The organism is Haemophilus aegyptius (assembly GCF_900475885.1).
Lineage (GTDB): Bacteria > Pseudomonadota > Gammaproteobacteria > Enterobacterales > Pasteurellaceae > Haemophilus > Haemophilus influenzae.
The window spans coordinates 1289918-1311816 of record NZ_LS483429.1 but is presented as its reverse complement, the minus strand read 5'-3'; the positions used below and the strand labels follow the sequence as shown (position 1 = coordinate 1311816).

The 21899-nt window shown below is 38.5% G+C and carries 20 protein-coding genes and 3 pseudogenes; 8 read left to right on the top strand and 15 right to left on the bottom strand.

Features of this window, described 5'->3' with window-relative positions; all coding sequences use genetic code 11:
- Positions 1 to 40: 40 nt before the first annotated feature.
- The 3 genes from tyrS to hmrM form a co-directional block, all read right to left on the bottom strand.
- Positions 41 to 1228, bottom strand: a complete 1188-nt coding sequence (gene tyrS, locus DQN49_RS06840) for a tyrosine--tRNA ligase (protein WP_006996441.1) — start codon at positions 1226 to 1228, stop codon at positions 41 to 43.
- Positions 1229 to 1423: 195 nt separating this feature from the next.
- Positions 1424 to 2140, bottom strand: a complete 717-nt coding sequence (sfsA, locus tag DQN49_RS06835) for a DNA/RNA nuclease SfsA (protein WP_006996442.1) — start codon at positions 2138 to 2140, stop codon at positions 1424 to 1426.
- Between the two features lie 8 nt (positions 2141 to 2148).
- Positions 2149 to 3543, bottom strand: coding sequence for a sodium-coupled multidrug efflux MATE transporter HmrM (gene hmrM / locus DQN49_RS06830; protein ID WP_006996443.1), 1395 nt, complete (start codon positions 3541 to 3543; stop codon positions 2149 to 2151).
- Positions 3544 to 3586: 43 nt separating this feature from the next.
- On the opposite strand from hmrM, the gene ribE reads away from it, so the two are divergent.
- Positions 3587 to 4201, top strand: coding sequence for a riboflavin synthase (ribE, locus tag DQN49_RS06825; protein ID WP_006996444.1), 615 nt, complete (start codon positions 3587 to 3589; stop codon positions 4199 to 4201).
- A 67-nt stretch (positions 4202 to 4268) separates the two neighbouring features.
- On the opposite strand, the gene pepN is transcribed toward ribE, so the two are convergent.
- The 5 genes from pepN to DQN49_RS06800 all read right to left on the bottom strand — a co-directional run bounded on the left by pepN (position 4269) and on the right by DQN49_RS06800 (position 12382).
- Positions 4269 to 6878 (bottom strand): aminopeptidase N, encoded by a 2610-nt coding sequence (gene pepN, locus DQN49_RS06820; protein WP_006996445.1) that lies wholly within the window; start codon positions 6876 to 6878, stop codon positions 4269 to 4271.
- Between the two features lie 257 nt (positions 6879 to 7135).
- A complete protein-coding gene (locus DQN49_RS10285; protein WP_065246971.1) occupies positions 7136 to 8434 on the bottom strand; it encodes a fimbrial protein in 1299 nt (432 codons plus the stop codon).
- 24 nt (positions 8435 to 8458) lie between these two features.
- Positions 8459 to 9079 carry a fimbrial protein gene (locus tag DQN49_RS06810; protein ID WP_005647302.1) on the bottom strand — a complete coding sequence of 207 codons (621 nt, stop codon included), beginning with the start codon at positions 9077 to 9079 and terminating at the stop codon, positions 8459 to 8461.
- A gap of 13 nt (positions 9080 to 9092) precedes the next feature.
- Entirely contained in the window at positions 9093 to 11606 is a 2514-nt protein-coding gene (locus DQN49_RS06805) for a fimbria/pilus outer membrane usher protein (protein ID WP_006996447.1), read from the bottom strand.
- Positions 11607 to 11668: 62 nt separating this feature from the next.
- Complete coding sequence (locus DQN49_RS06800) at positions 11669 to 12382, bottom strand: fimbria/pilus periplasmic chaperone (protein WP_032826391.1); 714 nt, start codon at positions 12380 to 12382, stop codon at positions 11669 to 11671.
- 400 nt (positions 12383 to 12782) lie between these two features.
- Between DQN49_RS06800 and DQN49_RS06790 the strand changes: the two genes are divergently transcribed.
- From DQN49_RS06790 to DQN49_RS06775, 4 genes and pseudogenes are all read left to right on the top strand, one after another.
- Positions 12783 to 13412, top strand: a complete 630-nt coding sequence (locus tag DQN49_RS06790; RefSeq protein WP_005685472.1) for a fimbrial protein — start codon at positions 12783 to 12785, stop codon at positions 13410 to 13412.
- Between the two features lie 364 nt (positions 13413 to 13776).
- Positions 13777 to 13926: pseudogene (gene purE, locus DQN49_RS06785) on the top strand (5-(carboxyamino)imidazole ribonucleotide mutase); the annotation flags it as partial.
- 129 nt (positions 13927 to 14055) lie between these two features.
- A pseudogene (locus DQN49_RS06780) lies at positions 14056 to 14720 on the top strand (ATP-grasp domain-containing protein).
- Positions 14721 to 14859: 139 nt separating this feature from the next.
- Entirely contained in the window at positions 14860 to 16050 is a 1191-nt protein-coding gene (locus DQN49_RS06775; RefSeq protein WP_006996452.1) for an amino acid aminotransferase, read from the top strand.
- 106 nt (positions 16051 to 16156) lie between these two features.
- Here the strand turns inward: DQN49_RS06775 and DQN49_RS06770 are convergent, their stop codons facing one another.
- Genes DQN49_RS06770 through DQN49_RS06750 form a run of 5 tightly spaced genes read right to left on the bottom strand, consistent with a single transcriptional unit; the run spans position 16157 to position 19218 of the window.
- Positions 16157 to 16783: an energy-coupling factor ABC transporter ATP-binding protein gene (locus DQN49_RS06770; RefSeq protein ID WP_032826377.1), complete on the bottom strand. Its 627-nt coding sequence runs from the start codon at positions 16781 to 16783 to the stop codon at positions 16157 to 16159.
- Between the two features lies 1 nt (position 16784).
- Positions 16785 to 17417 (bottom strand): energy-coupling factor transporter transmembrane component T family protein, encoded by a 633-nt coding sequence (locus DQN49_RS06765; RefSeq protein ID WP_006996454.1) that lies wholly within the window; start codon positions 17415 to 17417, stop codon positions 16785 to 16787.
- Positions 17417 to 18037 (bottom strand): cobalt transporter CbiM, encoded by a 621-nt coding sequence (cbiM, locus tag DQN49_RS06760; RefSeq protein WP_006996455.1) that lies wholly within the window; start codon positions 18035 to 18037, stop codon positions 17417 to 17419. The genes DQN49_RS06765 and cbiM overlap by 1 nt, the downstream gene beginning before the upstream one ends.
- Positions 18037 to 18522: a hypothetical protein gene (locus tag DQN49_RS06755; protein WP_006996456.1), complete on the bottom strand. Its 486-nt coding sequence runs from the start codon at positions 18520 to 18522 to the stop codon at positions 18037 to 18039. Before DQN49_RS06755 ends, cbiM begins: the two co-directional genes overlap by 1 nt.
- Positions 18523 to 18534: 12 nt before the next feature.
- Complete coding sequence (locus tag DQN49_RS06750) at positions 18535 to 19218, bottom strand: DUF4198 domain-containing protein (RefSeq protein WP_006996457.1); 684 nt, start codon at positions 19216 to 19218, stop codon at positions 18535 to 18537.
- Between the two features lie 89 nt (positions 19219 to 19307).
- Here DQN49_RS06750 and DQN49_RS06745 point away from each other — a divergent pair.
- Positions 19308 to 19713 (top strand): annotated as a pseudogene (locus DQN49_RS06745) (Cd(II)/Pb(II)-responsive transcriptional regulator).
- A 14-nt stretch (positions 19714 to 19727) separates the two neighbouring features.
- On the opposite strand, the gene DQN49_RS06740 reads toward DQN49_RS06745, so the two are convergent.
- Positions 19728 to 20270, bottom strand: a complete 543-nt coding sequence (locus tag DQN49_RS06740; protein ID WP_006996459.1) for a tetratricopeptide repeat protein — start codon at positions 20268 to 20270, stop codon at positions 19728 to 19730.
- Entirely contained in the window at positions 20271 to 20987 is a 717-nt protein-coding gene (locus tag DQN49_RS06735; RefSeq protein WP_006996460.1) for a YwiC-like family protein, read from the bottom strand.
- 111 nt (positions 20988 to 21098) lie between these two features.
- Between DQN49_RS06735 and DQN49_RS06730 the strand changes: the two genes are divergently transcribed.
- Both DQN49_RS06730 and DQN49_RS06725 read left to right on the top strand, forming a co-directional pair.
- The gene (locus DQN49_RS06730; RefSeq protein WP_006996461.1) at positions 21099 to 21449 is read left to right on the top strand and encodes a RidA family protein; all 351 of its coding nucleotides are present in this window, start codon (positions 21099 to 21101) and stop codon (positions 21447 to 21449) included.
- Between the two features lie 30 nt (positions 21450 to 21479).
- A complete protein-coding gene (locus DQN49_RS06725; protein WP_005691226.1) occupies positions 21480 to 21884 on the top strand; it encodes a YhcB family protein in 405 nt (134 codons plus the stop codon).
- The last annotated feature ends 15 nt before the right edge of the window (positions 21885 to 21899 follow it).

The window sequence follows — 21899 nt, the reverse complement described above, 5'->3', positions numbered from 1 at the left end:
TGCGGTATTTTTTTATTTACTTTATTTAACTGTATCTACTTTATTCAATCGTTACACGCGCAAATTTTCGTTTACCCACTTGGTAAACATTTGTGCCTTTTGGTGCATTATCTTTTACGTTATCGACTTTTTCACCATTGATTTTTACACCGCCTTGTTGAGCAGAGCGAATCGCTTCAGAAGTGGAAGGAACAAGAGCTGCTTCTTTTAATAAGGTGGCTAAACCAATTTCGCCAGAAAACGTAAATTCAGGCATTTCATCAGGCATTGCGCCTTTTTGGAAACGGTTAATAAATTCTTGTTCTGCAGCGTTTGCTGCCTCTTCATTGTGGAAACGTGCAATTAATTCTTTTGCTAATAAGATTTTTACATCACGTGGATTTTTGCCGTTTTCTACTTCCGATTTTAATTGTGCAATTTCGCTTAATGGACGAAATGAAAGAAGGTTATACCAATCCCACATGAGTTCATCAGAAATTGACATCACTTTACCGAACATATCGCTTGGTGCTTCCGTTACGCCAATATAGTTACCAAGTGATTTGGACATTTTTTTCTCGCCGTCTAAGCCAACGAGCAATGGGAGTGTAATCGCAACCTGTGGTTTTTTGCCTGCTGATTTTTGTAATTCACGACCAACAAGTAAGTTGAATTTTTGGTCTGTACCGCCTAGTTCTACATCTGCATCTAATGCAACAGAATCGTAGCCTTGCAGTAATGGATAAATGAATTCGTGAATTGCAATAGGTTGATTATTACCAAAGCGTTTTTTGAAGTCATCGCGTTCAAGCATACGCGCAACCGTGTAGTTGCTTGCAAGACGAATCATCCCTTCTGTACCAAGTTTGCTTAACCATTCAGAGTTGAAGACGATTTTAGTTTTTTGTGGATCAAGAATTTTATAAATTTGCTCTTTATAGGTTTCAGCGTTACGCAATACATCTTCACGGCTGAGTGGAGGGCGCGTTGCGTTTTTACCTGATGGATCGCCCACCATTCCAGTAAAATCGCCAATTAAGAAATAGACTTCATGACCGAGTTGTTGAAATTGACGTAATTTGTTTAATACAACGGTATGCCCTAAATGAATATCTGGTGCGGTTGGATCTGCGCCTAATTTGACTTTTAATGGGCGATTTTCTTTCAGTTTTTCGATTAAATCCGTTTCTGAAAGGATTTCATCAGTACCGCGCTTTAGTTCCGCGAGAACGGTATTAATGTCAGTCATTATTATTTCCTAATTATGTTTTAAAAGGTTTTATTATAGGGATTCTTAGCGATTTGTGAATAAAAAAAACGCCTATTTGTGGGGAAATAGGCGGGAATGTTGGAGTGATTATCTAATATTGTTGTTGGAATGATTAGATGATAATTGTTATCAATAACTTTGTCAATAGATAAATAAAAATAATTCTCAAAAATATTATTTTATATAAGGCACCGATTCTGTTAAGGAAAGTGCGGTAGGAATTTCATTAGAAATTTCAAATTTACCCGCATAAGCATAGGCTTCAACACCTTGTTCCATTGCTTCTTTTAATAAGCGATCATATTCAGGATCGATATATTCCGCAATTTTGAAACGATCAAACCCATTATGTAACCCAGCAAATAGCACTACTGCTCGATGACCTTGTTTTTTCATTGCCAATAATTCTCGAACGTGTTTTTGTCCACGCGTAGTAACCGCATCGGGAAACATACCTAAATTGCCTTTTACAAGCGTGATTGATTTCACTTCTACATAACAATCAAGCAAGCCTTCGCCTTTTAGTAAGAAATCAATTCGGCTATTTTCTTCGCCGTATTTCACTTCAGGGTAAATTTCATCATACATTGCCAATTCTTTGATTTGCTTATTTTGCAATGCTTCAAAGACAAGCTGATTAGAACGATGGGTATTGATACAGCAAAGTTGTCCATTTGCGAGTTGAGTAAGCTCCCAAGAATGGGGATATTTACGAGTTTGACTATCGGAATGTGAATACCAAATTGTGTCGCCTTTCTCTCCGCACCCAGTCATCGCACCTGTATTGGCACAATGAATTGTCATAACATCACCAGTTGGCAATTCAATATCCGCAAGAAAGCGTTTGTAACGACGAATTAATTTTGCCGATTGTAAAGCTGGAAGTTGCATAAAGTTCCTTATTTAAGTTTTTCTAAACGTTGTAAAATAGCGTTGTCGTTCATAGCTTGCATTTTTTTCATTCTCAAAGAAAGTAAGATCGCCGCAAAAGTGAGCGAGACCACAAAGGCAATCCAGAAACCTTTCGCATCAATGTGTGGCACAAGCCAATCTGTACGACCGAGCGTATAACCAAGTGGCACACCAATTACCCAATAAGAGAAAAGAGTAATATATAAAATCATTTTGGTATCTTTATAACCACGTAAAATGCCACCAACCACCATTTGAATGGTATCTGAAAATTGATAAAGTGCGGCAAATAATAATAAATTTGCCGCCATTGCAATGACAATTTCATCTGTTACGAAAATAGAGGCAATTTCATAACGGAAAAAAATCGTAATTAATGCAGTAATAATTGTCACAGTTAGCCCTAATAATAATGCGGCATAGCCAATTTTCTTCGCATTTTGTGGAGAACCTGCACCCAATGCTTGTCCAACTAAAATCGTCGTTGCCATACCAATCGACATAGGGAACATAAAAATAAAAGAACTGGTATTCAATGTGATTTGATGGCTTGCGACAATAGTTGCACCCAGCGGAGAAAGCATTAAGGACGTAAGTGCATATAACGCCACTTCGCAACAAATTGCAATGGCAATGGGTAATCCTAAACGCAGTAATTTTTTAAGTGTTTTCGGATTTGGCATTTCAATTAATTGACTAAATACTTTTAGTGAACGTTCTTGAGTATTCGTGTAGGAATAGAAAATCATCATTAAGCACATTGCCCAGTTCACAATAGCTGTCGCAATACCACAGCCCACCGCACCAAAAGCAGGCATACCAAATTTTCCATAAATAAAAATGTAATTAAGCGGAATATTAATCAATAAACCTAAAAAGGTAATGACCATCGCAGGCTTGGTTTTCTCAATCCCATCATTTAAACAACGAAAATTAATCAGCATCAAATAAGCTGGCAATCCCCACAACATGGCATGTAAATAATCGCGTGCTAAATCTGACATTTTGCTTTCCATTTGCATATATTGCAGCGGAATTTCACAGAAATAAATCAGTAAACCTAAAGGAATACTCACGCCTAACACAAGCCAAATGCCTTGGCGAACTTGATGTGCAATGCGATGGTGTTGGCCTGAACCATTCAAATAAGAAATTGTAGGCGGCAATGCCAACAATAAACCTTGCCCAAAAAACATCAATGGCATCCAAATTGAAGCACCAATAGAAATGGCTGCCATATCAGTGGAACTCACTCGCCCCGCCATAATGGTATCCGCTAATCCCATTGAGTTTTGTGCAATTTGCGCTAATAAAATAGGCAAGGAAATTTTAATCAACTTTTTAATATCAGCGTGGTATTGAGATAAAAGACGAAAATTCATAAATTTGATATACTGCTAAAAATTTTTAGAAAAGGAAAAAATTATGTTTACTGGAATTGTCCAAGGCACCGTCCCTATCCACTCCATTAAAGAAAAGGCTAATTTTAGAACACAAGTAGTAAAATTACCACCTGAAATGCGTAAAGATCTGGAAATTGGCGCATCAGTAGCAAATAACGGCGTATGTTTAACTGTAACTGAAATTAACGGCGATCTGGTTAGCTTTGATCTGATGCAAGAAACCTTAAGAATTACAAATCTCGGCACAGTAAAAGTGGGCGATTATGTGAATATCGAACGTGCTATGCAAATGGGAACGGAAATTGGCGGACATTTATTATCTGGTCATATTTATTGCACCGCAAAAATTTCAGATATTATCGCTAGTGAAAATAACCGACAAATTTGGTTCGAGCTGCCAAGCACAGATGTAATGAAATATATTTTAACGAAAGGATTTGTTGCGGTAGATGGCATTAGCCTCACTATTGGCGAAGTAAGAGACACACAATTCTGTGTGAATTTAATTCCTGAAACCTTGCAAAGAACTTTAATGGGGCAACGTAAAGTGGGCGATATTGTGAATATTGAAATCGATCCTCAAACGCAAGCCATTGTAGATACGGTAGAAAATTATTTGCAGTCAAAAAATTTTTAGTTCATTTAAAAATATTCGGTAATTGAATAGAGAATAGGCATAAAGCCTATTCTCACATCATCAAGTATTACTGCAACGCTTTCTCAATTTTTTCAAATAAATCTTTTGACAGATTTTCTACAACGCTTAGGCGTTCTAAAGCACGTTTCATCAGCGTTTGGCGTTGGGCATCAAAGCGAGAAAAACGAATTAATGGCTCGATTAAACGCGCAGCCACTTGCGGATTACTTTCATTTAAACGGATTAACACATCCGTTAAGAAACGATAGCCAGAACCGCTTACGTTGTGAAATGCTTTTAAATTGTGATTTGCAAAGCTACCTACTAATGCACGTAAACGGTTTGGATTATTAAAGTTAAAACTTGGGTGATCCATTAATAACTGAATAATTTCCAACACATTATCATCTGGGCGAGTGGCTTGTAATGCAAACCATTTATCCATGACTAATCCATCGTGTTGCCATTTTTGTTCAAAATCAGCTAATAACACATCTCTGCAAAGTAATGCAGCTTTAGTTGCAACACTTAATGCCGCCAATGTATCTGTCATATTATTCGCATTATTGTAGTGTTTTTGCACTAGGTTATTGCCCAAATTGGTGTAAGCCAAATAAGTTAAACAAAGATTACGCATTACACGTAAGGCGATGTCTTGTTGCGTAACTTGATAATCATTAAGACGAATATGGGTATAAACACGCAAGAAATCATCTTTTAAAGATTCTGCAATTTGAGCTTGCATAAATGCTCTTGCGGCTGAAATGCCCTCAGGATCAATTGTTTTAAAACTTTCTGCAAACTCCATTTCTTTCGGCAGTGTGAGAATTAAGGTTGCCAATTCAATATCTTTCTCATAATGGTTCAGAACATAAGAAAGTGCGGTCAAAATTTCAGGCGAAATTTCTAGTGACTCGCCTTGTTGGAAACGCACAACATTACGACGCAATTCTTGCGCAAATAACATTTGAGCCGCATCCCAACGGATAAACTGATTATCTGCAAATTTCAGCAAGCCTAATAACTGCTCCGTTTTATAATCATAATCCAGTTTTACTGGTGCAGAAAAATCACATAGCAATGCGGGAATTGGGCGACCATAAATGCCATGAAACTCAAAGACTTGGTCTTTTTCAGTGACATTTAATACATCACTCAACAATTCGCCATTATGTTGTAGCATTTGTTTCGTGCCATTCACATCATAAAGCGACACTTTTAATGGAATATGTAAATTCACTTTTTCCATTTGATCTGCGGTTGGCGGTGTGGATTGTGAAACCGTTAAACGATAAGTATGCGTTTTTTCGTCATAAGCATCACTAATCAATAATTCTGGTGTACCCGATTGGCTATACCAACGGCGGAATTGGTTTAAATCGAGGTTATTTGCACGTTCCATCGCAGAAACAAAGTCTTCACAGGTTGCCGCTTTGCCATCGTTTTCAGCAATATAAAGTTGCATGCCTTTTTGAAAGCCTTGCTCCCCTAATAAAGTGTGCAACATACGAATGACTTCCGCCCCTTTTTCATATACTGTCACTGTGTAAAAGTTATTCATTTCAATCACTTTTTCAGGGCGAATTGGGTGCGACATTGGGCTTGCATCTTCGGCAAATTGCACGGTGCGTAAAAATTTCACATTATTAATGCGATTTACTGCACGAGAACCTGTATCTGAAGAAAACTCTTGATCACGAAAAACCGTTAAACCTTCTTTCAAACTTAGTTGAAACCAATCACGGCAGGTAACACGGTTGCCTGTCCAGTTATGGAAATATTCGTGTGCAATCACACTTTCAATGGCAAGATAATCTTCATCGGTTGCCGTTTGTGGATTTGCCAACACAAATTTAGAGTTAAAGATATTTAATCCTTTGTTTTCCATTGCGCCCATATTGAAAAAATCGACAGCAACGATCATATAAATATTGAGGTCATATTCTAAATTAAAGCGATCTTCATCCCATTTCATCGCTTTTTTCAAACTTTCCATTGCCCAAGTTGCACGGTTAAGATTACCGCGATCCACATAAAGCTCTAACGCAACTTCACGGCCACTTTTAGTAATAAATTTATCTTGTAATAAATCAAAATCCCCCGCCACTAAAGCAAATAAATAGCTTGGTTTTGGGAATGGATCATTCCATTCCACCCAATGGCGACCATCTTCTAATTCGCCACTTGCAATGCGATTGCCATTAGAAAGTAAGAATGGATATTTAATTTTATCTGCCGTAATTTTGGTTGTGTAACGCGCCAATACATCTGGACGATCAAGCATATAAGTGATTTGACGGAAACCTTCCGCCTCACATTGCGTACAAATACCTTCGCCAGACTGATATAGCCCTTGTAATGACGTATTTTCAGCTGGTACAAGGAAGGTCACAATTTCAAGCTCAAATTCTTCCGCACTTTTGCCTTTCAAATCGAGCGTTAAACTCTCGCCATCTTGTTGATAAGCAGAAAATGGCTCACCATTAAATTTAATAGAGGAAAACTGGAAGCTATGCCCATCTAAATGTAAAGAAGTCGCTTCATCATTTAAGCGTTGAAATTTTGAGGTTGCGGTTACCACAGTATGTTTAGGATCAAGTTGAAAATCTAAATAAATGTCTGTGACCGTAAAATCAGGTTGTTTGTAATCTTTTCTATATTTTGCTTTGGCTAACATAATTTGACCTATTCTTATAAAAGTTATGCCTAGGATAAAATTTTATCCTTAAAGTTGCAATGGTATTTTCCTATAAAACCCATTTAGCAAACGTTTGCTCGATATATGTAATCTATGCTATTCTACACCACGTTTTTAATTAGTTGTAAGGTGGGCGTAAGCCCACGCAAAATATATAAAAAGTCCGTAGGGTGGGCGTAAGCCCACGTATTAAAGTGATTATAGGTAATGCGTGGGCTTACGCCCACCCTACGTTATTATTGATATGACATTGTGAAAGTGGCGGCGGCATTGACTTTTCCTTCGGTTAAATCGCCTCTTTTTAGGTCTTTTACGTAATAGACTTTGAAAGTTTCTTCAGCACTTTGATCTCCGCCAGCAGAAGTCGGTTGTTTATGTAATTCAAATTGTCCAGCATTCCCCATTTGAGCAGAAGCAGCACCGTATTTTACGGTGTCGGTGCCATTTTGTCGTTTGATTTTCAAGCTAACACCTTTGGCTTGTCCGTCGCCTGTTTGGGTGCGAAGTAATTCATTTGCTCCATTATTCGTTGTACCACCTTCGCCCGTAAAAGTAACTTTCACTACAGGAAATAACCATTTGCCGTTGGCTTTATTATAAGTGGTATCGCCACAATTTACTCTTAACTTAAATGTTGTACCTTCCATTTCATTTTGCATATCCAATTCACGTTTTTTTACCGCTGGTAATTTAACTGGATTTGGATTCACTGGATTACTATCCAGAGTACATTGACGTTGTTGTTGGATTAATGAAATTATTGGCGTATTTAGTTGAACATCTAGTGAACCACGATCTTGAACGATATAGGATACCCGTCCTACACCTTGATTTTTTGCTTCCCATTTTTTTAATTTTATTTTTCCAAGGGGAAGTTGCATCATAGGAATAGTTTTACTTGAGCTAGGTAATGTTAATAAGTGTAATCTCGCTCTTAATTGGAATGATACATCAGCAGTATCTCCGAAACGAATTGGTAAGGTGGTTAATAAAAATTCGTCTCGTTGTAATTGATTGTCTAACCAATCAACAGCACCGTTACGGCTTATCCCTAACTGGAAAGATACACCAATTTCTGGATTCTGACGTATTTTATAAATCACTTGATTATCATCACTTGGTATTTGTGTTGCTTCCAATTTTGTACTATCAAAAGTAAAGTATAAAGGCAGTTGCATTAGCGGACAATTTGTACAAGTAAATCCTTGAAAACTATAACCCGTATGGCCTGAAACAGTAGTATTTATCCAATGATTAAATATAGACGATTGTTGTCTGTTATTGCTGAAAAAGGGCATATTAACAGAATTATCTCTTGCTTTAGAAAAAAGAATTTGTTCTGGTGTGGTCGCAGATGCAATCATATTAGAAGAGCCATCAAAAGTATAAGTGTACGTTCTATTCACTCCTAAATCAGGAGTAAAATTAGCTCTTTTCGTATTTGCTTCTGCAATATTCCCCATTAAGAAAAAAAATAAGAATGCAATTTTAGAGATGGGCGTGAGATACTTTGCGTATGTTGTTAAAGTTTTCATTTTAATTCTATTGCCTATGATAAATTAGTCATACTGCACTTCAAAAGTTGCAGCGGCTTCAACGTAGCCTGCGGTGGCGGGACCTGTGGCGTAATAATGTGCGAAGTAGTCAAAACGGGGTTGAATAACCGTGCCGTTTTGTGCTTTGCCTGTGTCGGCGGCTTTTTTGCTGTCGGCTTCGGTGCCGTCCACTTTAATGGGCGTGTTTGTGCCATCGGCTTTGACGATTTGAATGCCTACATTGGTGGCTTTGCCGCTGCCCTTCTGATTGGCAAGATAAGGTTGCTGTCCTCCTACACCATCTTTAAATAACAACTTGACTTTTGTGGTATCATCTATCTTGCAGTCTTTTAGCATGATAGAAAAAGGCACGGGCGCAGCGGTTTGCCCTGCACGGCTTAAATTGGCTTTGCCCACTGTTGGCAGGGTAACAGTGCGATTTTGGCTGCCTGTGTCGATTTTACAGGTGCCGTCGCTTAAAATTTCCCCTTCAAAGGTCACTGTGCCATCAGCAGCATATAAAGGCGGTGCAATGAAGCAAGCAAATAAGGCTATTTGACGACAAAAGGCACTCAATGTTTGACCACCGCAAGCGATGGATTTTCGAGCATAAAGTGCGGTCAATTTTCGGTCTTTTTTTTGCATAAATCCTCTTTGGTTATTTTTGTGGTTGGCATTGCATATCTTGGCTTTGCAATTGTTTGTTATCTAAATCAACTTGATAGTGGAAACGGCATTGTTCGCTTTCTCGCTCGCCCCATTTGACGATTAACTCGCCTTTTGGCTGGGTAAGTTTATTCGCGAAAAGCACGCCCCCTTGCACCACATCGCCCACAAATGCCCCTTTGCTATCTTGTGCGGTGGATGCCATTGGCACCGGCTCGCCATTTGGCAAAGTGAGGTTAAATAGTACCATTGTGTTTTTGCCCGTGCGGAAATCCACTAAGCTAATTGAATTTGCACGAGGAATGATTTGGCGTTCAGTGGCTTCAAATTCCACATTCGCCTCCGCATCAGATGGATTGATACCGATATAATTGATTTCATACGGGCTGGTGTAAGGCATAACTGCATTGCCGAAATAATCAAGGCTCACATTGGCACCTGATTCCACTTTTGCCCCTGCGGCATCTTTGGCGTGAATAATGGCAAAACTTTCGCCAACAGGTTGGCTTAAGGTAATACCATGTTTGTGCGCCACAACAGCACCGCTTGCGCCCAGTGAGGTGGAGCGATTTTTGAGGCTATCACGTGAATAAGAAGCACGGTAACTACCAATGCTATTGTTATGTGCAAGATTTGCGTCATAACTACGATAGCCTTGATTATTACGTGAAGCGTTAATGCCATAACTCCATTGATGACGTTCGCCAAAAGAGCCATTTACGCCAAGTCGTTGGTTAATATCGTTACCACTGCGAGAATAACCACTATCTGCAGAATGGTTATCACCTAATGGCAGGCTGAGACTCAAATAAATGCTGTTGTCACGTTTGCCCGTTTCTTTATCAATACTCTGTGAGAGGTTTACAGAGTAATTGAGAATGTGGAAGCTGTTTGAATAGGCAACTTGATATTGCGTATTCGTGCCACGTTTTTCCCAATAATTATAGGTTTGTCCTGAAAGATAGAGATTTCCCCAATTCCCCAGACTTTGGCTTAAACTCACTTGAAACTGATTTTTTGGGCGGTAAATTTCAGGCAAATACGCACCGCTAAATTGTCTGAAAGTGCGGTTAAGACCAATGGTGTCGCTTAAGGTGTAAAAATCCTGTGAAGAATAGCGATAGGCTGCCAACGCGATATTGGTGCCACTTTCATTGAAGTTAATACTATAACTGCTGTGCAAGCTGTAGCCGTTTTTGCTCACATTTTTTAGCGGAAATTCAGCGTGCGACCAAGTGGCATCAGCAGAAAACGCCCCAATCGGCGTATTTAAACCAAAACCAAACAGCCCTGCACGATAATGACGTGTATAAAGCAGGCTTGAATTCAGCGTGAGATGATTAGTTAAACCATATTGCAACACGCCTTGTAACACACGTTCATCAAAGGTGCGGCTGTCAATTCGATAACGTCCGCCAGCTAATTGATAACGCACATGCCCCACACGCATTAGCGGGGCAAGATTAGAAAACGGCACAATAAATGACCGCACTTTACCATCACTTTCTTGGATTTCCACCGTTAAATCGCCGCTATAACCGCTGGCATACAAATCGTTAATCACGAAAGGCCCTGCGGGAACGGTGATTTGATAAATCGTATAGCCATTTTGTTTGATGCTGACTTTGGCATTTGTGTTTGCCACACCACGCACCACTGGGGCAAAACCACGTTGTGATGGGGCAAGCATTCTATCATCAGAGGCAATACGCAAACCACGCATACCAAAATTTTCGCCAATGCGGGCAGTGCTGAAAAAATCCCCAACAGTGACATTGCCACGAAGCTGGGCGAAATCTCGTTGTAAATAGGTATCGCCACGTTCGTAATGATTTTTGCCCTTATCAGTAAAACCCGAGCTACTTTGGTTTTCAAAACGGCTAAAACTGCCATTATGCCGTAAAGCCCAGTTACCGAAATTCACGCCACTACGCAAGCCCACATACAAACTTTTAGATTTTACTTCGGGATTATCAGAACGATAATAGTTGATGTCGTAATTTGCAAAAGCAGCATTGGTGCCCGTTTGCCAGCGAGATGGCGCAATATAGCCTCTTGGTCGGCGAATAGTGAGAGCTTGAGGGAGCTCAAGTTTCAATTTCATTTCGCTGCTTTGATATTCAAACGTGCCTTGAGGAATGGCATCAGAAGCAAAGACACAAGTGTCATCTTCTGCATTGGGCGATTTCACAATGGCTTCATCCATCAAATCCAGCATTTCTTGAAGTTTAGGCGTAAAGCATAATTCTGCCCGACCTGTGGCAGGATTATCAGCAAAAATGATATCGCTTTCGCCTTTTTCTTCATTATTTACATAGATTTGAGCTTCATAACGCCCTGGTAACACGGCATTTTTTACATTAAATCGGGCAAAATCAATGCCCAACACCGAACCGCCTCCCCAAAGAGAGGCATCAAATTGGTCTTCTGCCCAGACTAAAGGATTTGCCAATAGCAGTGAACAAGCAAACGCAATTTTATTTAAGGGAAAAATTTTTGTTTTCACAAATTAAAGTTCTCATTGTAGTGTTTATAGGTAACGCGTGGGCTTACGCCCACCCTACGTTATTATTGAGCGATGGCGTCGCCCTCTTGGTCAGCACCGTAATCATTAACCAATACCCATTTCAATTTATCGCCAGAACGCACGCCTTTGGCTTCAAATACCGCTTGAGAAAAAGGGGCGACCATTTTGACATTTTTCGCAGGCTTATTTTGATGTAACAAACCAATGTAGTTCATATAATAAGGTGTTTGATTATCCACCAGCACCCCTTCAGGCGTGGCTTTAAACACCACTTTTTTCATTGCATCAAAAGAATCCATCGAGAGTTTCGCAGGGCGATAAAACAACTTCAAACGTGAACGAATGGCAATTTGCATAAAACTGCCGTGTTTTGCCAGAAATGCCGCATCAGGTTTCGGCGGAATATCTAACAAATTAAAATAAAAGAGGCTTTCGCGATCGTCAGGTAAAGGCTCACCGCCTGTGAACGTAATCCGCAAACTTTGCCCTGATTTCGCCTCCACTCGAGTAACAGGCGGGGTAATCACAAAAGGGGTTTTGGTGTATTTTGGGTCGGCATTTGGATTGCCATTATCAATCCAGACTTGCACCAAGGCCGCCGAATCATCATTGTTTTCTAACTTCACGATAACATTTTTTTGCCCAGCGGGATAAATCACTCTGGTGCCTGTGATAACCACATTCGCATTGGCAGAAAATGCACAAAGTGCAGTAAAAAATAGTGCGGTAAAAAATAAAAGTGTTTTTTTAAACATTGTTTTCCCCATTTCAACATAATTAAATCCATAAACTGGACTAAGCCCATATTTATCCTTATTCATTTCCCCGTAGGCAGGGCTTTAGCCCACCGCGCCTAATATATTGCAGTTGTTTGATTATGTTCCGCGTGGGCTTACGCCCACCCTACAAATCTTTTTTATATGTCTCCAAGTGGGCAAAAACCCAGCCTACAGCGAAAATTCAAAATAAAATATGCAATTTTTTCAAAAAGGACTTTAATTATATATATATATATATAATGGAAGCGTTTTTTTACTTTTTTTTGAAAAAAACAAATCTTGCTGTTTATTAAAGCTTTGGCATGTTGATAAACGGTTTATATTCATCTTTTGCCTTATTTATAAGGCGCAAACCTCTTTTATGGAGCAATTTATTATGAAAAAAACACTTCTTGGTAGCTTAATTTTATTGGCATTTGCGGGGAATGTGCAGGCGCAGGCGCAACCTAATACAGAAACCTCTGGTAAAGTTACTTTTTTTGGCAAGGTTGTTGAAAATACTTGTAAAGTGAAAACAGAGAATAGAAATATGAGCGTGGTATTAAATGATGTGGGTAAAGCGCATTTATCTCAGACAGGTAATACCGCAATGCCAACGCCATTTACAATTACATTGAACGATTGTCAAACTACCGCTCAAGGCAATAATCAAGCGAGAAAAGTTGGGCTATATTTCTATTCTTGGGAGAATGCGGATAAGGAAAATGACTATACATTGAAAAATAAAACAGGTAGTGATTTTGCGACTATGGTTAATATCCAACTTATGGAAAGTAATGGCACAACTCCAATTAAAGTAGTAGGTAATGATACGACCGATTTTTCTTTTCAAAATACGAATAACGGCTCTTCTGCACCAAACGTAAGTACTAAACATATTTCGGGCAGTGCAACATCAAATAATAACTCACTTGACCTCCATTTTATTTCTCAATATTACGCAACAGGTCAAGCAACCGCTGGTAAAGTACAATCCTCAGTTGATTTCCAAATTGCTTACGAATAATACCTAATGTAACGCAATCTAAGCCCACGCGTTTGTTATATCCCGCGTGGGCTTATTCCCAGCCTGCAATTACTAAAATTTAAAAATCAAATAATTATAAAATAATCCCCATTAATACTTACAGTTATTGTTAATCGGTGGGCTAAAGCCCAGGCTACGATCTATTCTTATAAAAATTGTGCTTAGGATAAAATTTTATCCTTAAAGTTGCAATGGTATTTTCCTATAAAAGCCATTTGGCAAACGTTTGCTCAATATATGTAATCTATGCTATTCTACGCCACGTTTTTAATTAGTTGTAGGGCTTCAGCCCACCTTTGTTATGGCCAAATGGATAAAAAACGATGGGCTAAATGGATAAAAATTAGCCATTGGCCCTGCGGGTGCGGCAAATGCTGGATTGTTAGCCGCACAAATTCTAGCAAGTTGGGATGTAGAATTGCTTTCACGCCTGCAATCTTTCCGTGAAAGCCAAACTCATGCTGTACTGGATAATCCCGATCCACGCACATAAAAATTCCTTCAGTTCTGACCGCACTTCTAAAGTGCGGTTGTTTTTTTCGTAAATTTAACGAGAAATATTATGCAAAACTTCACCTTATACCCAACCGTTTATATATTCGGCAACGGATAACTCGGCAGAATGTTAGGTTACGCTGGCGCACCTTTAGATATTTATGTTGAACCTTTAGCCTTCAATGCGCCAGTTTTTGACTTACCTGAAAATGCGATCATCACGGCAGAAATTGAACGCTGGGAAAAAACGCCTTTGACTGAATTACTCGGCAATCATAAAAACTTCGTCAATCAACATGTATTTAGATTATTGACCGATCGTTTTACGCAAAAATCCTTGCTTGATGAACTCAATCTTTCTACCTCGCCTTGGTGTTTATTAAAAGATAAAACGCAATGGAATGTTTTGTTGTAGGCGACAAATTACTGATTAACGAACTTGCGCCTCGCGTACATAACAGTGGGCATTGGACACAACTGGGATACTCGATTAGCCAATTTGAATTACATTTACGTGCGTTACTTGATTTGCCAACGCCAGAATTACAAACATTCGCCCCAAGTGTGATGGTGAATTTAATCGGCACAAACCATAATCCAAAATGGCTTAATATACCTTTTGCACAACTTCATTGGTACGGTAAAGAAGTGAGGGCTGGGCGTAAGGTTGGGCATATCAATCTTTCTCATCCTAATAAAGCGGTCATTATTCAACAATTAGAAAAGCTCCGCATTGAATTACCAGAAGATTATCAATCAGGATTAAATTGGGCGATTGAAAAACTAAAATAATGTAAAAAATGACCGCACTTTTTGATGAATATTTAAAAATATCAAAGTGCGGTTAATTTTTATAAAAATCTTTCTTGATAAAATAAAACGGCTGAAGTATAAAATTATCCATCACACAACTGATACATAAGGAAAAGCTATGTTTGAACATATCAAAGTGGCACCAGCCGATCCAATCTTAGGCTTAGGCGAAGCATTCAAATCCGAAACTCGCGAAAATAAAATTAACCTGGGCATTGGTGTTTATAAAGATGCGCAAGGTACAACGCCGATTATGCGCGCGGTAAAAGAAGCAGAAAAACACTTATTTGATAAGGAAAAAACGAAGAATTATCTTACTATCGATGGTATTGCTGATTATAACGAACGAACAAAAGCACTACTTTTCGGTAAAGATTCTGAAATAATCAAATCTAATCGTGCGAGAACAGTACAAAGTTTAGGCGGAACAGGCGCATTACGCATTGCGGCAGAATTTATTAAACGTCAAACCAAAGCGCAAAATGTTTGGATCAGCACCCCAACTTGGCCAAACCACAATGCGATTTTCAATGCGGTGGGCATGACGATTCGTGAATATCGTTATTATGATGCTGAACGCAAAGCCCTTGATTGGGAACATTTACTTGAGGATTTAAGCCAAGCTAGCGAAGGCGATGTAGTGCTTTTACACGGTTGCTGCCATAATCCGACGGGTATTGACCCAACCCCTGAACAATGGCAAGAATTAGCCACACTTTCGGCTAAAAATGGCTGGTTGCCACTCTTTGACTTTGCTTATCAAGGTTTAGCCAATGGATTAGATGAAGATGCTTATGGCTTGCGTGTTTTTGCGGCAAACCACAAAGAATTGTTAGTTTCAAGTTCATTCTCGAAAAACTTTGGTTTATACAATGAGCGTGTAGGCGCATTTACTCTTGTGGCTGAAAATGCAGAGATTGCTTCAACTGCATTAACACAGGTGAAATCAATTATTCGTACGCTCTACTCTAACCCAGCATCTCACGGTGGAGCGACCGTAGCAACAGTGTTAAATGATCCTCAGCTTCGCCAAGACTGGGAAAATGAATTAACTGAAATGCGTGAACGTATCAAAAAAATGCGTCATTTATTCGTTCAGTTACTAAAAGAATATGGTGCAGAACAAGATTTCAGTTTTATTATAGAACAAAACGGTATGTTCTCTTTCAGTGGCTTATCGCCAGAACAAGTTGATCGCTTAAAAGAAGAATTTGCGATTTACGCTGTTCGTTCTGGTCGTATCAATGTGGCTGGTATTACTGAAGATAATATTCGCTATTTATGTGAAAGCATTGTGAAAGTGCTTTAATAGGGTTAGAAATAATATATCCTCTAAAATATTGTAAGTAAAAAATAAAGCCTTGATTATCAAGGCTTTAATTTTATTTAATCATTAACAAATTCTCGGCAATGGTTCATTTGTTGGTAAATCTAATAATTTCTGTGGCTAATTTGTTAATAAATCCATGATGATGGGATGAAATCAAAATGGGTAAGGAAAGCTCACGCAAAAGTGCGGTCAATTTTTCAGTATTTTTTCGATCTAATCCATTGGTGGGTTCATCTAATAATAAAATTTTTGGCTGCATCGCTAAAACACCCGCAAGTGCGGTGAAATTTTTCTCACCACCAGATAGGGTATGCACCATACGATCTTTTAAACCTGTGATACCAAGACGTTCTAATTGTTGCTCTGCGATATGATACGCCTGCTCTCTGGGCATATTTTGGTTTAATGGCCCGAAGGCAATATCATCCAACACTGTTGGACCAAAAAGTTGATCATCGGCATTTTGAAAACAAATACCAATCGTGCCACGAAAGGGTGCAAAATCTTTTTCTTCACGACAAACTTGGCCAAATAGTTTAATTTCCCCTTTGGTTACAGGAACAAATCCCAACAAAGCAAGCAGTAAAGTGGTTTTTCCTGAACCAATTTCCCCTTGTACGAAAAGACGTTTTTGACCTTCCAAGGTAAAACTCAAATCTTGAATAATCGCTCTACCATTGCGTTCGATACAAAGATTATTTACAGCTAACATGTTATTTTTCTCTCTTTTTGCCAAACTGAAAACCACGACATTTTAACGCCATTTGCGCGGTTTCAGCTTTCAGCAGGGCATGAATCAATAATAAAGCGACACTTTGAGCTGTCACATAAAGGGTTCGGCGGTTAAGCCTAGGACGAAATCCACGAGCGCGCATAGCAATATCCATTTTTTGACGCAATTCGCCAAGCAATGCAATGTAACGTACGGTCAGCACAAAAAGTTGAATTAATTTTTCTGGCAAAGGCAATTTACCAATGGCTTGAACAAGCACCGCATCATTAATATTCAATAAAAAAAGCCAAAGAGAAATCAGCAATAAATGAGTCCGTAAACTTAATTTTTCTGCTAATTCGATGCCTTGAAAATTGAGTTCAATGCCATTTTCTCCAATTTTCCAACTTAATGTCACCCACATTAAAGCAATAAAAATAACTAAAGCGAACCAACGTTTAAGATAGGGCAAAAAAGATTTTTGACTGAACTGCAGTGAAATAAAAAAGAGAAAAACTGCAAGCGCATTAAGGGGGATAAGCCAAGTGAGATCACTCAATCCACTAATGATTAATCCCCAGATAAACAGATAAATCAACCTAAAGTGCGGTTGAAATAAGCGGTGAATTTTCATTAAGAGACATTCTCGGTACGATTCATTACTTCAGGATACATTTTACCAAGCAAGGTAATCACCCCTACGCTGATAATACTATCCAAAATAAATACCGGAATATGAGAGACTAGCAAGAGCCAAACAAGATTCAGATAACTTTTTCCACCATCTAACATTAGCACAAAAGAAGCAAGCGCGCCTGCCCCGCCAATGCCAATTACGCCAGATCCAATACCGACTAATAAGCGATCTTTTAAAGCCATATGCAGTTGTAAACGAGAACGGAAAAGATAATGAACGAGCACTGCTGGCATTGCCATCACGCAGAGATTGACGCCCAACACTGCAAATCCGCCAAAAGAAAAGAAGATGACTTGCAATAAAAGTGCGATAAGAAATGCTGGAAATACAGCCCACCCTAGAAATAAACCAGCCATGCCATTTAAAATTAAATGCACGCTACCAATTCCTACGGGGATATGAATGGTTCCTGCCACAAAAAATGCAGCCGCAAAAAGTGCGGTAAGCGGTAAACGTTCTGATTCTAAACCACGTAACCCCACAGCAATGCCTGCAACAGCAAGCACTGCACCAGCTAATAAAATAGGCGTATGTAACACGCCTTCAGATAAATGCATTAAATACGTCCTTGTTTAATTTTACGCGCATTACGTAAAGCAATAAGTCCAGCAATACCAACGATATAACCGATGCCACCCAAAATATCATGCAAATAAATTTTATCTTTTAAATGCGCAATATCTTCACGAAGCAGCATTAAATCTGCACCGCTTTGATTTTCAGCAGAGGTATGAGCCGCAACAACAGACGCACGATGTCCTTCCTCTCCTTCCACCACAACTTTTAAGGTGGTATGTGGTACATCAGTAATCGAAAGCTTAAATGCGCCTTGGCGGTCTGTTTTTCCAGTTAAAACAGGATCAGAAACACCTGAGCGGAAAACTTCTAAATAAGTTTCAGCCGCTGGGGTCATATCAGAATAATAGGATTTGCCAGAGAGTGTTTGCCCATCATATTGGGCAAACACATAAAGTGCGTGAGCATAAGCATTGGGGAGATAGCAAGCTGCAAAAAGTGCGGTTAAAAAAACAACTTTTTTCATCCCAAATCCATATTATTGTGCATCAAAAGTTAGCATATATTCCACAGAGCGACGATCGTAATCTGCATTATTCGTCACATTTTCCTCAAACTCTGCCCATACTTTATTAAATCCTTTAGTTGGCGTAAATTGAGCAATACCTTTTTCATTGGTTAAATTGAACGGTGCATCTTCACTTACACCCACTTTAATACCTTGAACGGGTTTACCATTATGTAACACAAGGATAGAAAGTGGTTTGTTCGCTTGCGCTTTTTCTTGAGGAATTAATTCGTAAGCTTGTTGATGAGATTTGAAAGATTCAGCATCCCATTTCAAAATCGCTTTACCAAATTTAACAGGATTGGTACTAAATTCAGCAGTTGGTTCCTCACGTTTTGTTTTTTCCACGTATTTACCGCTTGGTAATTTTGACCATACACCATTATCAAAATGAAGGAATACTAAATCTGATTTAGGCATAAGATAGGCTTCGCCATTTCTAAATTGATAATCAACTGTGGTTAATTTCCCTTGCGCATTTAAGGCTTGAATAGATTTAAGTTTAGATTCTGGATAGGTTTCAGTTTGTTCATGTCCAAATTTCACCACGTATTCACCTTGTGATGAAGCAGGCTCAAGCCAAACATTATGCGCATTAGCAACAGATATACCTAAAAGCGCGGTTAATCCCATTGCGATTTTTTTTAATTCCATTTTGGATACTCCTTGTTTGTTTAAGAAAATGTGGGCATATGATAAAATATGAAGTAACTTTAGAGTCAAGTCATTTTTTAAGGTAGTTAATGAAAATTGGAGAACTTGCTAAAGCCCTAGGCTGTACCGTAGAAACCATTCGTTATTATGAACAACAAGGCTTAATTCCCGCACCCAAACGCACGTCAGGTAATTTTCGTCAATACAATGAAGAGCATTTACAACGTTTATCATTTATTTGTAACTGCCGAAATTTGGATATTTCATTAAGTGAGGTAAAAAATCTGCTTAATTTAGAAAATGCATCAAAACAACAAGCAGAAGAAATTAATCGCGTGTTGGACAAACATATTAAAGAGGTGGTGACAAGAATTCATGAACTTGCCCATTTACGGATGAAATTAATTGAATTACGAGAGAGAACAGCATTGAATGATGAAGATCCAATGACATTACTATCAACATAGCGGTGTGAAATTTGTGCGGTTAAAATAACCGCACTTTTAAGATTATGGCTGACTAGATAAACGCTGTTTTGCTTCCTTATTGCCTAATTCAGCTGCTTTTTTCAGCCATTCCAATGATTTTTCAGGCTGGTTTTGTGAGAGATAAATATTACTTAACATCATCATCGCATCCGTATCTTTAGCTCGAGCTGTACGTTCAAAAAGCTTAATGGTCTGCTCTGTATTTTGTTTGACGTAATCGCCACGCAGATACATAACGCCAAGATTATTTAGCCCTTTCACGCTGCCCTTCTCTGCCGCTTCGCTAAACCACCAATAAGCCTTTTCATAGTCTCTCACCGTGCCACGCCCAAGGTTATATAACATACCTAGATTGCTTTGAGCAGTGATATTTCCTTCTAACGCCATTGGATACATAATATTGAAAACGTCGATCCATTGTTGTTTATTGGCAAACTCTTGTGCCAAATTCATTCTTGCTTGATCATCCATTTTCGAATTCGCTGTAATATCAATGGTTTTCATCGCCCAAACAGGCAAACTAAAACAAAGTAATACTATATGAAAAAATAACTTCAATTTCATTTATAAAGTTGCTACTAAAAGTAAAATAAAAAACACGGCAGTAATCGCAAATTCGATTAGTCCAACTTGCATAACAGAAAGCTTTTTAGTGGGCAAATAAACGGCTCGCACTAATCCAGGCACAAAAGCTAATGCTAAAATAAATTGTTGCGAAACCACAAAAATCAGCACACATAATAAGTGAAAAATCACTGATGCCCAAAAATAACGTGGATTTTTTCGTTCACGCATCATTGATTTTACATAAAGTGTTGTTCCAATAAAAAATAATGTTGGGTAAATCGCCACCCAAAGTATTTTTTCATCAAAAGTGCGGTCAGAAAAATAATAAGATCCCATTCCAGCTAGAGCAAAAATTAAGATCCCTGCCAAGTCATTCCATAAATTGCGCTCATCTTTTTTCTTGGTGAAATAAATATTCACCGCAACAAACGGTAACATGGCAAACATAAAATACAACACTTGCCAATTATAAATTAACGCAGGAATCGCAAAAATCACGGCGGCAGCAAAATAAATCACAGACCATTTTTTATATAACTCAAGATTTTTACCTTTAAACAAATTCAAAAAAGGATAAGTCATCAAATAAAGCGAAAACCATCCTAATAATAAAAATAAGTGTGCCCATACTGGATTAGCAAGCAACATGCCGTAAATAAAAGGCACCAATGCCATAACAATAGCGCCATGCTGATTAGAGATAAGCAGTTTCATAATGATTAAATAATTGAGAATAATTGTCGGGTATTTTAGCCTAGTAAAGAGGATTTTACAAAGCAGTAAAGGCTATTTAGAATAGAAGAAAACACCCCAAAGGAGAACCCTATGACAATTCAACGCATTTTACCCAGTGCACGTTTAAGTGAAGTTTCAATTCATAACAACCTCGCCTATTGTGCAGGGCAAGTTCCAGAATTAACCATCGAGCAAAATGCCTACGAACAAACCAAAGAAGTATTAGGTTTAATTGATAAATTGTTATCAGAAATTGGCTCCAATAAAAGCAACATTTTAACCGCACAAATTTTCTTGGCAGACATGCAAGATTATGCACAATTAAATCAAGCTTGGGATGAATGGGTCGATCATGTTAGTCCACCAAGTCGAGCGACAGTGGAAGCTAAATTAGCGGATCCTCGTTGGAAAGTTGAAATTGTTATTATTGCAACTTGTTAGTTTTTTAAGCCGAATAAACAGGAGAATATTATGGAAAATTGGACAAATGAAATTTGGGTAGCGATTGGTATCGCTTTTATTGTTGGGTTATTTATTGGTTACATTATTGTGCGTTTAACCAAAGGCTCGGTAAAACATCAAGCTAAAACAGAGGCTGAATTAAAAACAGTCAAAACCCAACTTGATACACAAAAGGCGCAAATCGAAAAACATTTTGCAGAAAGTGCTGAGTTATTCAAAACCTTAATTAACGATTATCAAAAACTTTATCGCCACTACGCAACTTCCTCCAATAATTTACTGGGCGAAAAAGATCACAAAGGTTTATTCACCCAACAGTTAATTACTGCAACAGATAAATCTCAAAATGAACAGCCTAGAGATTATTCGGATGGTGCATCAGGCTTATTTAAAGAAAATAAAGAAGAAAATTAAAAAGTGCGGCTAAAA

Bases quoted from the DNA above. Each gene is read 5' to 3' on its own strand.
- tyrS (WP_006996441.1), bottom strand. From the start codon at position 1,228: ATGACTGACATTAATACCGTTCTCGCGGAACTAAAGCGCGGTACTGAT.
- sfsA (WP_006996442.1), bottom strand. From the start codon at position 2,140: ATGCAACTTCCAGCTTTACAATCGGCAAAATTAATTCGTCGTTACAAA.
- hmrM (WP_006996443.1), bottom strand. From the start codon at position 3,543: ATGAATTTTCGTCTTTTATCTCAATACCACGCTGATATTAAAAAGTTG.
- ribE (WP_006996444.1), top strand. From the start codon at position 3,587: ATGTTTACTGGAATTGTCCAAGGCACCGTCCCTATCCACTCCATTAAA.
- pepN (WP_006996445.1), bottom strand. From the start codon at position 6,878: ATGTTAGCCAAAGCAAAATATAGAAAAGATTACAAACAACCTGATTTT.
- DQN49_RS10285 (WP_065246971.1), bottom strand. From the start codon at position 8,434: ATGAAAACTTTAACAACATACGCAAAGTATCTCACGCCCATCTCTAAA.
- DQN49_RS06810 (WP_005647302.1), bottom strand. From the start codon at position 9,079: ATGCAAAAAAAAGACCGAAAATTGACCGCACTTTATGCTCGAAAATCC.
- DQN49_RS06800 (WP_032826391.1), bottom strand. From the start codon at position 12,382: ATGTTTAAAAAAACACTTTTATTTTTTACCGCACTATTTTTTACTGCA.
- DQN49_RS06790 (WP_005685472.1), top strand. From the start codon at position 12,783: ATGAAAAAAACACTTCTTGGTAGCTTAATTTTATTGGCATTTGCGGGG.
- DQN49_RS06775 (WP_006996452.1), top strand. From the start codon at position 14,860: ATGTTTGAACATATCAAAGTGGCACCAGCCGATCCAATCTTAGGCTTA.
- DQN49_RS06770 (WP_032826377.1), bottom strand. From the start codon at position 16,783: ATGTTAGCTGTAAATAATCTTTGTATCGAACGCAATGGTAGAGCGATT.
- DQN49_RS06765 (WP_006996454.1), bottom strand. From the start codon at position 17,417: ATGAAAATTCACCGCTTATTTCAACCGCACTTTAGGTTGATTTATCTG.
- cbiM (WP_006996455.1), bottom strand. From the start codon at position 18,037: ATGCATTTATCTGAAGGCGTGTTACATACGCCTATTTTATTAGCTGGT.
- DQN49_RS06755 (WP_006996456.1), bottom strand. From the start codon at position 18,522: ATGAAAAAAGTTGTTTTTTTAACCGCACTTTTTGCAGCTTGCTATCTC.
- DQN49_RS06750 (WP_006996457.1), bottom strand. From the start codon at position 19,218: ATGGAATTAAAAAAAATCGCAATGGGATTAACCGCGCTTTTAGGTATA.
- DQN49_RS06740 (WP_006996459.1), bottom strand. From the start codon at position 20,270: ATGAAATTGAAGTTATTTTTTCATATAGTATTACTTTGTTTTAGTTTG.
- DQN49_RS06735 (WP_006996460.1), bottom strand. From the start codon at position 20,987: ATGAAACTGCTTATCTCTAATCAGCATGGCGCTATTGTTATGGCATTG.
- DQN49_RS06730 (WP_006996461.1), top strand. From the start codon at position 21,099: ATGACAATTCAACGCATTTTACCCAGTGCACGTTTAAGTGAAGTTTCA.
- DQN49_RS06725 (WP_005691226.1), top strand. From the start codon at position 21,480: ATGGAAAATTGGACAAATGAAATTTGGGTAGCGATTGGTATCGCTTTT.